Origin of the sequence: Neptunomonas sp. XY-337 (assembly GCF_004959845.1) — a bacterium.
GTDB lineage: Bacteria > Pseudomonadota > Gammaproteobacteria > Pseudomonadales > Balneatricaceae > Neptunomonas > Neptunomonas marina.
Genome location: NZ_SPLL01000007.1, coordinates 239,130 through 252,466 on the forward strand (window position 1 = coordinate 239,130; position 13,337 = coordinate 252,466).

The window sequence follows — 13,337 nt, forward strand, 5'->3', positions numbered from 1 at the left end:
AGGGTACTGGAGTTAGAAAATGAAGTTACCAATCTATTTTGATTATTCTGCAACGACACCGGTAGACCCTCGCGTCGCTGAAAAGATGATGGAGTGTCTAACGCTTGAGGGCAACTTCGGTAATCCAGCTTCGCGTTCTCACCTGTTTGGTTGGAAGGCTGAAGAAGCGGTAGAGACTGCACGTAAACAGGTTGCAGATCTCGTTAGCGCAGATCCACGCGAGATTGTTTGGACATCGGGCGCTACCGAATCTGACAACTTGGCCATCAAAGGTATTGCTCATTTTTACCATAAAAAGGGCAAGCACATTATTACGTCCAAGATCGAGCATAAAGCGGTGCTAGATACATGTCGTCAACTTGAGCGTGAAGGCTTTGAGGTGACTTACCTTGATCCAGATAGCGAAGGTTTGATCAGCGTTGAACGCGTCGCTGAAGCGCTGCGTGACGATACGATTTTGGTCTCGCTTATGCATGTTAATAACGAAATTGGCACGATTACCGACATCGACGCGATTGGTGAGCTTACACGCAGTAAAGGTGTGTTTTTCCATGTTGATGCGGCGCAAAGCGTTGGCAAAATGCCGATTGATTTGTCGAAGACAAAGGTTGATCTGATGTCTTTTAGCGCGCACAAAATTTATGGCCCGAAAGGCATTGGCGCGCTGTATGTGCGTCGTAAGCCGCGTGTTCGCCTTGAGGCGCAGATGCATGGCGGTGGTCATGAGCGTGGCATGCGTTCGGGTACTTTACCGACCCATCAAATCGTTGGTATGGGTGAAGCATTTAGAGTCGCTCAAGAAGATATGCAGAAAGATGCAGACAAAGCCTTGGCGCTGCGTGACCGTATGTGGAATGCCTTGAACGATATGGAAGAGGTTCATATCAATGGCTCCATTGATCAGCGTTTGCCTGCAAACTTGAATGTTAGCTTTGCCTTTGTTGAGGGTGAGTCGCTACTGATGTCGCTGAAAGATCTGGCGGTATCTTCTGGTTCTGCGTGTACATCGGCAAGCTTGGAGCCTTCCTATGTGCTGCGTGCACTTGGGTTGAGCGATGAGTTAGCACATAGCTCCATTCGCTTCTCGTTCGGTCGTTTTACGACAGAAGAGGAGATCGATCATGCGGTGGGGCAGATTCGTCAAGCGGTTGATAAATTACGTGAGCTGTCGCCTTTGTGGGATATGTACAAAGACGGCGTTGATCTGAGCAAAGTAGAATGGGTTCACCACTAATCTGCGGATGGTGATTGGAGAATAGATATGGCTTACAGTGAAGAAGTAATCGATCATTACGAGAATCCGCGTAATGTTGGCAAGATGGACGATAACGACGCTAACGTTGGTACAGGCATGGTCGGTGCACCAGCATGTGGCGACGTAATGCGCCTGCAGATCAAAGTGTCTGATGAGGGTGTTATCGAAGATGCTAAGTTCAAAACCTACGGATGCGGCTCCGCCATTGCATCAAGCTCGCTGATCACGGAGTGGGTTAAAGGCATGTCACTAGATGAAGCTGCAAACTTGAAGAACACCGAGATTGCAGAAGAGCTAGCGTTACCGCCAGTTAAGATCCACTGCTCGGTACTTGCCGAAGATGCGATCAAAGCGGCAATTGATGACTACAAGAAAAAGCAATAGATAACGGCGATTAACTGGCCGCCATCTGGGTGGCCAGTAAGGATGGATTATGGCAATTACAATGACGCCCGCTGCGCAGCAGCATGTATCTCATTACTTGACTCAGCGTGGGTCGGGCTGCGGCATTCGTGTCGGTGTGAGAACATCTGGATGCTCTGGCATGGCTTACGTCTTGGAGTTTGTCGACCACGCAGAACCTGAAGATGAAGTCTTCGAGGTGGGTGCAGGTTTACAAGTTGTGATTGATCCAAAAAGCCTTGTTTATCTGGATGGCACGGAGCTGGATTTCGTTAAAGAAGGTCTGAACGAAGGGTTTAAATTCAATAACCCTAATGTTCGTAACGAGTGTGGCTGCGGCGAAAGCTTCAATATTTAAGCGTAGCTCGGTTCACTATGGATATTCAGCAGAACTACTTTGCATTTTTGGGCGTTTCAGAAGCGTTCGATATTGACCTCTCTTATGTCTCGGAGCGTTACCGAGACCTACAAAAACAGCTACATCCTGACAAGTTCGCCCACGCTTCTGACCGGGAACAGCGTATGGCTGTGCAGTATACGGCCTATCTTAACGAGGCGATGGCAACGCTTAAATCACCTTTGTTGCGGGCGCAGTATCTGCTGACGTTAAAGGGCATCGACACTCACAGTGAAGCATCGGTATCGATTGATCCTGCGTTCCTATTTGAGCAGATGGAGCTTCGTGAAACGCTTGAAAGTGCAAAAGCTTCGGATGATCCATTTGATGTTCTTGAGTCGCTCTCTGATCGTGTCGAGGTGCAGTTGCGTGCGCTAGAAAACGCATTTAAGAACGCATACGCGCATGGTGATGATACTAGTCTCGAGGATGCAGCAACAGCGGTGCGTAAAATGCAGTTTCTCACCAAACTAAGCAGTGAAATTGCTCAAGCAGAACACGATTTAGACGGATAATTAGGTTAAAGATATGGCACTACTACAGATCGCAGAACCGGGTCAAAGCGCTGCCCCGCACGAGCATAAGCTGGCAGTTGGTATTGATTTGGGCACAACAAACTCGCTTGTTGCTACTGTGCGTAGTGGCGAAGCAGTGACTCTGCCAGATCTTGAAGGGCGTCATACATTGCCATCGGTGGTGCGCTACTGTGAAGGCGGTGCTGTAGAGGTCGGGTACGCAGCACGCGAAGCGGCTACCACTGATGCGCACAATACGATTGTGTCCGCCAAACGCTTGTTGGGTCGTGGCTTAGCTGATGTTAAGTCTTTCCAGGATGTCTTGCCGTACGACTTTGTTGAAGGTGAAGGCGGTATGCCGTTCATCAATACCGCACAGGGTGAGCGTAGCCCTGTGCAAGTATCAGCAGAGATCTTGAAGCATCTTGTTGAACGGGCTGAAGAGTCGCTTGGTGGTGACCTTAAAGGTGCGGTTATCACAGTGCCCGCTTATTTTGACGATGCTCAGCGTCAAGCAACGAAAGATGCAGCGACGCTAGCAGGCATCAATGTTCTGCGCCTGCTCAGTGAGCCGACAGCTGCAGCAGTGGCTTACGGACTCGACCAAAAAGAAGACAGTACAATCTTGGTTTATGATCTAGGCGGCGGGACGTTTGATGTTTCAATCTTGCGCCTTAGCCGAGGTGTATTTGAAGTGTTGGCTACCGGCGGTGATAGTGCGTTAGGCGGCGATGATTTCGACAGTTTGCTAGCTGAGTGGATATCGGAGCAAGCCGATGTACGTACTCAGATGACCGCATCACTATCGCGTCAGTTGATGGAGCAGGCGCGTTCGGTTAAAGAGCAACTGACGACTGCTGATGAAGCTTGGGCGTCGATTGATTTGGCGGGGAAAGAGATCTCCGTTTCTGTGAGTCGCGTGCAGTTTGACGAATTAGTTGATGCATTAGTTAAGAAGACTATTCGTGCTTGTAAGCGCGTTGTGCGCGATGCCTCCCTATCGTTGGAAGATATCGAAGAGATTGTAATGGTGGGTGGCTCCACACGAGTACCGTTGGTGCGCCAGCAGGTTGCTGAACTATTTGGCCGCGAACCGCACGTCGATATCGATCCTGATCGTGTGGTTGCGCTGGGTGCAGCGATTCAAGCGGATGTTCTTGCCGGTAACAAACCTGATGCCGACATGTTGCTGCTGGACGTTATTCCGTTGTCGTTGGGCTTGGAAACGATGGGTGGTCTGGTTGAGAAGGTTATCCACCGTAATACGGCGATACCGGTTGCCAGAGCACAAGAGTTTACGACCTATCAAGATGGGCAAACCGCCATGGTTGTGCATATTTTGCAGGGTGAGCGAGAACTGGTTGATGATTGCCGTTCGTTGGCTAAATTTGTGCTGCGGGGTATTCCCCCGATGGCTGCGGGTGCCGCTAAGATTCGCGTGAGTTTCCAAGTCGATGCGGACGGTTTGCTCAGTGTTGCTGCGAAAGAGTTATCCACAGGTACTGAAAGCCAAATTCAAGTGAAGCCTTCGTATGGGCTGAATGATGCACAGATCGCTGACATGCTGCGCGCATCTTATGATTCTGCGAAGGGTGATATGGCGTTGCGTGCTTTGCGTGAGCAGCAGGTCGAGGCGAATCGATTGATCCTTGCGCTTGAGCAAGCGCTGAATACTGATGGCAAAGTTTTGCTCAGCGAGTCTGAGCATAGCGAGCTACACAACGAGATTTTACAACTGCGTGAGCTGGCGCAAGGTGACGATACTGCCGCTATCGAACAAGGTGTTGAGCGCCTAGCAAAAGCGAGTGATGAATTTGCATCACGTCGCATGGATGCCAATATCCAAAAGGCGCTGCAAGGGCATACTATCCAAGAAATTGAGAAGGGGGCTTAACGTGCCGCAAATTATATTTCTTCCGCATGATGAGCTATGCCCGGAAGGTAAAGTTATCGAAGCTGAGCCAGGTGTTACGATTTGTGATGCTGCGCTCGCTAATGGTATTGAGATCGAACATGCTTGTGAAAAATCATGTGCATGTACGACCTGCCATGTCATCGTGCGAGAGGGCTTTAACTCGCTCGAAGAGTCCGATGAGTTAGAGGACGATATGCTCGATAAAGCGTGGGGGCTTGAGCCTGAGTCGCGGTTAAGTTGCCAAGCAATGGTGAGCGATGAGGATCTCGTAGTTGAACTCCCGCGCTACACGCTAAACCAAGTTTCAGAACGTCATTAGGAGGTTCTTATGAGCTTGCATTGGGTCGATGTTCAAGATATTGCGATTGAGTTGGTGGAGCAATATCCCGATACGAGTCCGTTGACAATCAGCTTTCCAGATCTTTATCAGAAAGTGATGGCATTGGAGGGGTTTGATGATGATCCCGAGCGATGCGGAGAGAAGGTTTTAGAAGCGATCCAGATGGCTTGGATCGAAGAGATGGATTAATGCGAAAGCCCGGTTAATAGACCGGGCTTTTTGATTGCTCTGTTGTCCCTTTTCATTGGTATCGCTTATAATGGCGCGTTTTTTAGAAATAGCCTAAGTTTAGGGGATTATTGAGATGGCGATCGAGCGCACACTATCTATTATCAAACCAGATGCCGTAGCAAAGAATGTTATCGGTGAAATCGAGTCTCGCTTCGAAAAAGCAGGCCTGAAAATTGTTGAGATGCAAATGAAGCAGCTGTCTGACGAAGAAGCTCAAGGCTTCTACGCAGAGCACAAAGAGCGTCCATTCTTTGGCGATCTTGTTGCTTTCATGACATCTGGTCCGGTTGTTGTTCAAGTTCTAGAAGGCGAGAACGCAATCATGGCTAACCGTGATCTGATGGGTGCTACAAACCCACAGGAAGCTGCTGAAGGTACTATCCGCCGTGACTTCGCTGAGTCTATCGACGCGAACGCTGTGCACGGTTCTGACTCTGCTGCATCTGCAGAGCGTGAAATCGCTTACTTCTTCGGTAAGTAATCATACTAGCAGGAAGCTTTTTGCTTCCTGCTTTCAACTATTTATAGAGTTTTGACATGAGTGAATCCACAAAAACCAACTTGTTAGGGATGTCTCCAGAGCAGATGGATGCTTTTTTTGCTGAACTGGGTGAGAAGCGATTCCGCGCAACGCAGGTTTTGAAATGGATCCATCAGCTTGGCGCTGAAAGCTTTGATGAGATGACGAATATCAGTAAAGCTTTACGTGAAAAGCTCGCCGCTGTCGCAGAAATAAGAGAGCCAGAGGTGGTGATGCAAAACATCTCGCGTGATGGTACCCGTAAATGGGTTATTCGTGTCGATGGTGGCTCGTGTGTCGAAACGGTGCTTATCCCTGAAGGGGATCGTGCAACATTGTGCGTGTCGTCTCAGGTTGGATGCTCGCTTGATTGCAGCTTCTGTTCCACAGGCAAGCAAGGTTTTAATCGCAACTTATCGGCTGCAGAGATCATTGGTCAGGTACGCATCGCGATCAAGTCTTTTGGGCCAATGGACCCTTCCGGGCCGCGCCGCGTAACCAACGTCGTATTGATGGGCATGGGCGAACCTCTCATGAACTTCAATAATGTTGTGGCTGCAATCCAGTTGATGATGGAAGACAATGCGTACTGTTTGTCAAAGCGCCGCGTTACATTGAGCACCGCGGGTGTTGTGCCTGCGTTGGATAAGCTGCGCGAGTACACAGATTGTTCTTTGGCAATCTCTCTGCATGCTCCGAACGATGAGTTGCGCGATGTGCTGGTCCCTATCAATAAACGCTACCCAATCAAAGAACTGATTGCTGCGTGTAATCGTTACCTAGAAAACTTGAATGATAAGCGGGTTATCACCATCGAGTACACGTTGATGGCTGGTGTGAATGATCAGCCCCAGCATGCAAAAGAGCTAGGAAAACTGCTCAAGCAAGTCCCTTGTAAGCTTAATTTGATTCCGTTCAATCCGTTTCCAAACTCAGGTTATGAGCGTCCGTCAGAAGATGCTATTTTGCGTTTCAAAGATGTTATGCTTAAAGCAGGCGTGTTGACTACTGTACGTCGTACGCGTGGTGATGAAATTGATGCTGCATGCGGGCAGCTTGTTGGTCAAGTTGAAGACCGAACGCGCCGCAGTGGGAAGTATATTCCCATCAAACAAGAGAGTGTGGCTGAGGGTGCTAAGCCATTGTAATGTGAGGAGACAGGGCGTGATTAGGCCTCTGATTGTTGTACTTGCGATTATCGCAGGAAGCGGAACACTAACAGGTTGCAGTACGGTGACTGAAAGCGCTTCGCAGCAAGGTAAATCGCCGACTGCGACGATGCAGGCTTATACACGACTAGGACTGCAATATTTACAATCGGGCGATTTAGTGAATGCTAAAGTCGCTGTGCAGAAAGCACTTGAGATAGATACCGATTTTGCCCCAGCCTACAATGCACTTGGTTTGATTTTTCAAGTGGAAGAGGAGAAGGGGTTAGCGCAAAAGTACTACTTGAAGGCGATTGAGCTCGAGCCTGATTCAGCGATGTTCCATAACAATTACGGTGCGTTTCTATTCGCAGAAGAGCGCTATACCGAAGCCTGCAAGCAACTCGCTCAAGCAACGCAAGATCCTTTCTATTCTAACCGCGCTCAAGCCTTTGAAAACCTCGGCCTCTGTTACCGGAAAATCGATGTCGACGATGCGGCGATTAAAGCCTTCCGGCGTTCGCTGAATGCCGGTGGGGCGCGTCCTGAGTCGCTAATCCAGCTAAGTGATCTTTACTTGATGCAGGGAGACATGACGCTTGCGGATACGTACTATGACCAGTTCGTTGAGCTCGTTAATCAGCAGCGTGTCGAGCATACCGCACGTAGTCTGTGGCTTGGAATTCAGCTTGCGCGCGCGAAGAATAAATCAAGCACAGCGGCAACCTATGGCCTTTTGCTGAAAAACCTTTACCCTAAATCGGATGAATATCGGCTCTATAAGGAGGCTTTCCAGTGAGTAGTATGCCAGATGAGGGTGTTGTATCGGAGGTAAACCGGTTCCCAGGCGAGAGCCTGCTGGTAGCAAGGGAAGCGAAGGGGGTATCCCAAAAGAATATTGCTGAGGAGCTAAACCTTCCCGTCCGTTATATCCAATGGATTGAAGAGGGAGCGTTTGAAAAACTCCCTAGCTTAGTGTTTGCCAAAGGCTATATTCGCAGTTACGCCAAAGCGCTCGGGCTTGAAAGCGAACCGTTGGTCAGTATGTTTGACCAGATTTACGGTGTAGAGAAGCGCGTTCAACCGATCCAGTCTGTATCGAAAGTAGAGCAGCAGGTGAAGTTAAGTGACCCAGTGATGCGCTGGTCGGGCTGGTTATTCCTACTGCTGCTTGTCGCTGCGGTTGTATGGTGGTGGCAAACACAGTTTAGTTTGCCTACGCCTGCTGCTATAGAAAGTAATGTCGCGGCATCAGAGCAAGAGCCGCTAGTTGATGGAAATAAGTTGCGCTTGCCGACATTGTCAGAAACCGAGGCACCAGCTGAGTTGGAAGTAGCGCCAGAGCCTGTTGATGGCCAAGAGGATGAGCCTCAAAACTTGTCCGATGATCAGATCAAGGCCCTGCAAGCTGAAATTGATAAACCGGCTGTTGCAACCGAAAGTGAGGTATCTGACCCGAGTGAAGCGTCAGAGCCGGAGGCAGCGGCGCCTGTAAGCGAGCCAGCTGAAGCCAGTCAACCCGCAGCGAACACAGACGGCCTAGCCATGGTTTTTAGCGGCGAGAGCTGGGTGACATTAAAAGATGCTACCGGACGTACGTTGGTCAACAAGGCGAAAAGATCTGGTGAAACATTGAATATCTCCGGTGCTGCCCCGCTGACACTGGTTGTTGGGCGAGCATCATCTGTTGAAAAAATCTCCTATAACGGCGAGGCAATTGAGCTAAAACGTTACATAAAGGGCAATGTGGCTAAATTGAGTCTGCCGAGCAATTGAGTAAGAGTAAGTAAGTTGTCAAAGATTAAAGCTATTCGTGGAATGAACGATATTCTGCCAGCGCAAACGCCGGTGTGGCAGTATCTTGAAAAGCAGGTAAAGGAAACACTGGCGTCATATGGCTATGACGAAATACGTACGCCTGTCGTCGAGCAAACTGATCTTTTCAAGCGTTCTATTGGTGAAGTAACCGATATTGTTGAGAAAGAGATGTACACGTTTCTTGATCGCAATGAAGAGAGCCTGACGTTGCGCCCAGAGGGCACAGCAAGCTGTGTGCGTGCAGGTGAAGAGCATGGGTTGCTGTTTAACCAAACCCAGCGTCTTTGGTACCAAGGGCCGATGTTCCGGTACGAAAAACCACAAAAAGGTCGTTACCGCCAGTTTCATCAAATCGGTGTCGAGACGTTCGGCATGGCAAGCGCTGATATTGATGCTGAACTGATCATGCTGAGTGCGCGCTTGTGGCGCAAGCTTGGGATTTTGGACGCGGTGACACTGCAATTAAACTCACTCGGTAGTTTGGAAAGTCGCCAAGCGTACAAGCAAGCCTTGGTTGAGTACTTGGCTGAGCGCGAAGATCAACTAGATGAAGACAGCAAGCGCCGCTTGGGTACGAATCCTTTGCGTATTCTCGATAGCAAAGTCGAATCAACTCAGCGTTTACTTGAAGATGCACCGGTGCTTACCGAGTATCTTGATGATGAGTCTCGCCAGCATTTTCAAACGTTGACAGACTTGCTCGATCAAGCGGGTATCAGCTACGAGATCAATCCAAAACTGGTACGTGGATTGGATTACTACTGTAAGACAGTTTTTGAGTGGGTGACCGATAAGCTGGGTGCGCAAGGTACAGTATGCGCCGGTGGACGCTATGATGGCCTAGTGCAGCAGTTAGGTGGGCGTGCAACGCCTGCGGTTGGGTTTGCGATGGGTGTTGAGCGGCTAGTGCTTTTGTTAGAAACGCTAGACGTTGTTCCAGCAGCTGAGCGGGCCTCTTTTGATCTTTACTTGGCTGCAGAACAAAAAGGTTTGCAGGGCGAAGTGATGGCAATAGCCGAAGCAATGCGTGACCAGGTTAGCGGTTTACGCGTGCGTACTCATTGCGCCGGTTTAAAGAACATCAACAGCAAGGCAAGACAAACGGGCGCACGTTATATCGTTCTTATCGGGCGTGGCGACGATAGCGAGGGTCTTGTTGCCAAATTGTGGGGCGAAGATGAGCTGATCGCCACCGTGCCATTGAACGAAATTGTGAATACGGTTACCAAGCACTGGGCTGTTTAAGTCTGTTGCATTTATAGGTTTTAGGAGAGTTTTCAAGTGTCTGAGATGCGTACCGAAGAAGAACAAATTGAAGCGATCAAAGGATGGTGGAAAGAGAATGGCAAGTCACTTGTTGTTTCCATTGTCGTTGCTTTGGCTGCGGTATTTGGCTGGAAGGGTTGGCAGCAGAAGCAGCACAATGAGGCTGAGGCAGCGTCGATCAGCTATCAAAACTTGCTAGATGCAGTGGTTAGCGCTGTGAATGGCGGAGAGAGTTCCGATTACGCTACAAGTGAGCACTTGGCTGAGCAGCTTAAAAGTGAGTTTGGTGGTACAGAGTACGCGCGCTTCGCCGGCCTATTAATGGCTAAAGTCGCAGTGCAGCAAGGAAACTTCGAACAGGCGATCAGTGAGCTAGACTGGGTTATTGCTAATGAGCCTGCTGCTGCCATGAAGGATATTGCCTTGCTTCGCAAAGCGCGCGTGTATCGAGCGATGGGCGAGTGGCAAAAGGGTATCGATGCGGCGCAGAAAGTTACGGCTACCGAGTTTGAGTCTCCCAAGTTCGAGTTACTGGGTGATCTATATGTTCAGTTGGGCGATCGAGCGCAAGCGCGTGATGCCTATGCTCAAGCGCTGGCTGCCGCCGAGAACGCTCAAGGTAACCCGCTACTAACAATGAAGTTTGAAGACCTCCAAGGAGAAGGTTAAACCCATGTTTAAGCGTATCTCGTCAGTTTTGTTGCTGTCTGCAGCTATCAGTGGCTGCAGTTTATGGGGAGGCTCAGATGAAGTTGAGCCTTCACCATTAGTGGATTTTGATGCTGAAAAGCAAGTTATTGTTGAGTGGTCGCGCTCGATTGGTGGTGATTTAGGCGATAAGTTTCACCAATTAGCAGCGACGATCAGCGGGGACCAAATCTACGCAGTATCAGCAGATGGGAGCGTTGGCGCGTTTGCGCTGGATGATGGGGAGCCGCGTTGGGAGATTGATCTTGATGAGGCGATCTCAGCAGGTGCTGGTGCAGGAGACAACAAAGTTGTTGTTGTCACCGAGCAAGGCGAAGCTATCTGCTTGGATGCTTTAACGGGTGGTGAGCTGTGGCGTAAGCAGCTGGCCACTGAGGTGACCGCTGAGCCGCAGCTCAATAACGAGCTGGTCGTTGTTCAGTTGATCAATGGCTCGATTGTTGCACTTGATTCGGATACTGGAGTGACGCGTTGGCGTTACGACTCGTTGTCGCCGCGTTTAACGCTGCGTGGTACGAGTGCTCCTATCGTGGCATTGGACGTAACATTAGCGGGTTTAGACAACGGAAAGTTTGTTGCACTTGATAATGCCTCTGGTGCAACCCTTTGGGAGCAAACCGTCTCTTATCCAGAAGGACGTTCTGAGTTAGAGCGTATGACGGATATTGATGGCCGTCCTATGCTCTACGAAAAAGTGATGTATATCCCCAGCTTCCAAGGTGATTTAGTCGCTATTAACCCTTTCAATGCGCAGACATTGTGGAAGAAAAAGCTGTCGAGCTATCGGAGCTTAGCGTCTGGTTTTGGCAATGTGTACGTTAGCGAAGCAAACGATCATGTGCAGGCATTGGATGCAAAAAACGCAGCGAGTGTTTGGAGTCAGTCACAGCTTGAAAATCGAATGCTCTCTGCCCCTGCTGCCTTCGGTAATGTTGTTGCAGTAGGTGACCGAGAGGGCTACATCCACTTTTTATCACAAATCGACGGGCGCTTTATTGCTCGATACGACGCGGATGCTGCAATCACTAGCGATATGAAAACACGTGGTAACCGGTTATTCGTTTTGACCGATAGTGGCCGTTTGTTGGCACTGACTTTAAAATAAGTCAGTATCAAATTAGTTAATTCAAAACGGCTACCCAAGTTGGGTAGCCGTTGTATTTTATGGGATGACAAATGCTTCCTGTTATAGCTTTAGTTGGCCGACCGAATGTCGGTAAATCTACACTCTTCAATCGGCTAACAAGGTCGCGAGATGCGCTGGTACACGATATGCCAGGCGTTACGCGTGATCGGAAGTACGGGGATGGTAAGTTAGGTGAGAAGCCTTTTATCGTTATTGATACCGGTGGTATCACAGGCGGAGAGGAAGGTATTGATCACGAGATGGCACGCCAGTCCCTACAAGCTATTGAAGAGGCCGATGTTGTACTGTTTTTGGTTGATGGGCGTGCGGGCTTAAACCCATCAGATGAGATGATCGCCGACCACTTGCGCCGCTCCAATAAGGAAGCGCACTTGGTCGTGAATAAAACTGATGGTGTTGATCCTGACGTTGCGATGGCAGACTTTCATACCCTTGGGCTTGGTGAGCCGATTGCAATCGCTGCAGCACATAACCGTGGCGTTCGCTTACTGGTTGAGTATGTTCTTGGCGGATACCCTGAGCCTGAAGAGACCGAAGAGCAAGATACCGGTGTGCGTATCGCGATTGTTGGACGTCCAAACGTAGGTAAATCTACGCTAGTGAATCGTTTATTGGGCGAAGAGCGCGTTGTTGTCTTTGATGAAGCAGGTACAACAAGGGATAGTATTTATATTCCCTATGAGCGCGACGGAAAGCCTTACACGATTATCGATACTGCGGGTGTGAGGCGTCGTAAGAACGTTAAAGAGGCTGTTGAAAAGTTCTCTATCATTAAGACATTGCAGGCAATTAAAGATGCGAATGTCGCGGTGCTTGTTATTGATGCCCGTCAGGGGGTTACTGAGCAAGACTTGCATATGTTGAGCTTTGTTATGGATGCGGGCCGTGCACTTGTTATTGCGTTTAACAAGTGGGATGGCATGTCAGCGGATGAAAAAGAGGATGTAAAAGCTCAAGTACAGCGTCGGCTGGAGTTTGCAGCTTTTGCGCGTTTTCATTTCATTTCGGCACTGCATGGAAGTGGCGTGGGTGATTTGTATCGCTCAGTTAACGAAGCTTATGATTGCGCAATGGCGAAGTGGGCGACCAATCGCTTAACGACCTTATTGGAAGACGTAGTAGCAGATCATCAGCCGCCGCAAGTTGCCGGTCGCCGTATTAAGCTTCGTTATGCTCACCAAGGTGGCTCTAATCCGCCAGTTATCGTTGTACACGGTAATCAGACTGATCAACTCCCGCAGTCATATCGACGTTATTTGCAAAACCGCTTCATTAAAGTGCTGAAGATTCGAGGGACTCCTGTCCGTTTTGAATTCAAAACAGGGGATAACCCTTTTGCTGGTAAAAAGAATACCCTTACGCCGCGTCAGCAAGCTAAAAAAGAGCGTATGCAAAAACACGTTAAAACGCTTAAGAAAGAGAAAGCTAAGAAAAAGCTAAAACGGAAATAAAAGTAAAACGCCCCACTGGGGCGTTTTTTGTATCTGAAGTGTTTTTTTTGTTCGGTTTTAAATGGTTTTGTATGTTTTTTAACCAGTTTTGATGTTTTTTTGCGTTTTTTATTAAAAAGTTGAAATAAGTGTTGACGGCAGAAGGGAGGTCTCTATAATACGCCTCCACTCGCTGAGGGAGTCACCGAAAGGACGACAAAGACAACGAGTCATAATGAAGATAA

At 49.0% G+C, this 13,337-nt stretch carries 15 protein-coding genes; all 15 read left to right on the forward strand.

Annotated features, from left to right (window positions below):
* Positions 1-19 precede the first annotated feature (19 nt).
* Positions 20-1,234: an IscS subfamily cysteine desulfurase gene (locus E4L36_RS15970; protein ID WP_136681424.1), complete on the forward strand. Its 1,215-nt coding sequence runs from the start codon at positions 20-22 to the stop codon at positions 1,232-1,234.
* A 27-nt stretch (positions 1,235-1,261) separates the two neighbouring features.
* Complete coding sequence (gene iscU, locus E4L36_RS15975; RefSeq protein WP_127694923.1) at positions 1,262-1,639, forward strand: Fe-S cluster assembly scaffold IscU; 378 nt, start codon at positions 1,262-1,264, stop codon at positions 1,637-1,639.
* A gap of 49 nt (positions 1,640-1,688) precedes the next feature.
* Positions 1,689-2,015 (forward strand): iron-sulfur cluster assembly protein IscA, encoded by a 327-nt coding sequence (gene iscA, locus E4L36_RS15980; protein ID WP_136681425.1) that lies wholly within the window; start codon positions 1,689-1,691, stop codon positions 2,013-2,015.
* A 17-nt stretch (positions 2,016-2,032) separates the two neighbouring features.
* Positions 2,033-2,569: a Fe-S protein assembly co-chaperone HscB gene (gene hscB / locus E4L36_RS15985; protein WP_136681426.1), complete on the forward strand. Its 537-nt coding sequence runs from the start codon at positions 2,033-2,035 to the stop codon at positions 2,567-2,569.
* Between the two features lie 13 nt (positions 2,570-2,582).
* The gene (hscA, locus tag E4L36_RS15990; RefSeq protein WP_136681427.1) at positions 2,583-4,463 is read left to right on the forward strand and encodes a Fe-S protein assembly chaperone HscA; all 1,881 of its coding nucleotides are present in this window, start codon (positions 2,583-2,585) and stop codon (positions 4,461-4,463) included.
* A 1-nt stretch (position 4,464) separates the two neighbouring features.
* A complete protein-coding gene (gene fdx, locus E4L36_RS15995) occupies positions 4,465-4,803 on the forward strand; it encodes an ISC system 2Fe-2S type ferredoxin (protein WP_127694927.1) in 339 nt (112 codons plus the stop codon).
* Positions 4,804-4,812: 9 nt separating this feature from the next.
* Positions 4,813-5,013, forward strand: a complete 201-nt coding sequence (gene iscX / locus E4L36_RS16000) for a Fe-S cluster assembly protein IscX (protein ID WP_127694928.1) — start codon at positions 4,813-4,815, stop codon at positions 5,011-5,013.
* A gap of 115 nt (positions 5,014-5,128) precedes the next feature.
* Positions 5,129-5,536: a nucleoside-diphosphate kinase gene (ndk, locus tag E4L36_RS16005; RefSeq protein WP_136681428.1), complete on the forward strand. Its 408-nt coding sequence runs from the start codon at positions 5,129-5,131 to the stop codon at positions 5,534-5,536.
* A gap of 56 nt (positions 5,537-5,592) precedes the next feature.
* The gene (rlmN, locus tag E4L36_RS16010) at positions 5,593-6,723 is read left to right on the forward strand and encodes a 23S rRNA (adenine(2503)-C(2))-methyltransferase RlmN (RefSeq protein WP_127694930.1); all 1,131 of its coding nucleotides are present in this window, start codon (positions 5,593-5,595) and stop codon (positions 6,721-6,723) included.
* 16 nt (positions 6,724-6,739) lie between these two features.
* Entirely contained in the window at positions 6,740-7,522 is a 783-nt protein-coding gene (gene pilW, locus E4L36_RS16015; protein WP_127694931.1) for a type IV pilus biogenesis/stability protein PilW, read from the forward strand.
* 5 nt (positions 7,523-7,527) lie between these two features.
* Positions 7,528-8,499 (forward strand): RodZ domain-containing protein, encoded by a 972-nt coding sequence (locus E4L36_RS16020; protein WP_240770849.1) that lies wholly within the window; start codon positions 7,528-7,530, stop codon positions 8,497-8,499.
* A gap of 42 nt (positions 8,500-8,541) precedes the next feature.
* Positions 8,542-9,786 (forward strand): histidine--tRNA ligase, encoded by a 1,245-nt coding sequence (gene hisS / locus E4L36_RS16025; protein ID WP_240770857.1) that lies wholly within the window; start codon positions 8,542-8,544, stop codon positions 9,784-9,786.
* A 45-nt stretch (positions 9,787-9,831) separates the two neighbouring features.
* Positions 9,832-10,476, forward strand: coding sequence for a tetratricopeptide repeat protein (locus tag E4L36_RS16030; protein WP_240770859.1), 645 nt, complete (start codon positions 9,832-9,834; stop codon positions 10,474-10,476).
* A gap of 4 nt (positions 10,477-10,480) precedes the next feature.
* Positions 10,481-11,620 (forward strand): outer membrane protein assembly factor BamB, encoded by a 1,140-nt coding sequence (gene bamB, locus E4L36_RS16035; protein WP_136681432.1) that lies wholly within the window; start codon positions 10,481-10,483, stop codon positions 11,618-11,620.
* Between the two features lie 71 nt (positions 11,621-11,691).
* The gene (gene der / locus E4L36_RS16040) at positions 11,692-13,113 is read left to right on the forward strand and encodes a ribosome biogenesis GTPase Der (RefSeq protein ID WP_136681433.1); all 1,422 of its coding nucleotides are present in this window, start codon (positions 11,692-11,694) and stop codon (positions 13,111-13,113) included.
* Positions 13,114-13,337: the final 224 nt, after the last annotated feature.

Bases quoted from the DNA above. Each gene is read 5' to 3' on its own strand.
- hscB (WP_136681426.1), top strand. From the start codon at position 2,033: ATGGATATTCAGCAGAACTACTTTGCATTTTTGGGCGTTTCAGAAGCG.
- iscU (WP_127694923.1), top strand. From the start codon at position 1,262: ATGGCTTACAGTGAAGAAGTAATCGATCATTACGAGAATCCGCGTAAT.
- iscX (WP_127694928.1), top strand. From the start codon at position 4,813: ATGAGCTTGCATTGGGTCGATGTTCAAGATATTGCGATTGAGTTGGTG.
- bamB (WP_136681432.1), top strand. From the start codon at position 10,481: ATGTTTAAGCGTATCTCGTCAGTTTTGTTGCTGTCTGCAGCTATCAGT.
- E4L36_RS16020 (WP_240770849.1), top strand. From the start codon at position 7,528: ATGCCAGATGAGGGTGTTGTATCGGAGGTAAACCGGTTCCCAGGCGAG.
- ndk (WP_136681428.1), top strand. From the start codon at position 5,129: ATGGCGATCGAGCGCACACTATCTATTATCAAACCAGATGCCGTAGCA.
- E4L36_RS16030 (WP_240770859.1), top strand. From the start codon at position 9,832: ATGCGTACCGAAGAAGAACAAATTGAAGCGATCAAAGGATGGTGGAAA.
- hisS (WP_240770857.1), top strand. From the start codon at position 8,542: ATGAACGATATTCTGCCAGCGCAAACGCCGGTGTGGCAGTATCTTGAA.
- iscA (WP_136681425.1), top strand. From the start codon at position 1,689: ATGGCAATTACAATGACGCCCGCTGCGCAGCAGCATGTATCTCATTAC.
- hscA (WP_136681427.1), top strand. From the start codon at position 2,583: ATGGCACTACTACAGATCGCAGAACCGGGTCAAAGCGCTGCCCCGCAC.
- rlmN (WP_127694930.1), top strand. From the start codon at position 5,593: ATGAGTGAATCCACAAAAACCAACTTGTTAGGGATGTCTCCAGAGCAG.
- der (WP_136681433.1), top strand. From the start codon at position 11,692: ATGCTTCCTGTTATAGCTTTAGTTGGCCGACCGAATGTCGGTAAATCT.
- E4L36_RS15970 (WP_136681424.1), top strand. From the start codon at position 20: ATGAAGTTACCAATCTATTTTGATTATTCTGCAACGACACCGGTAGAC.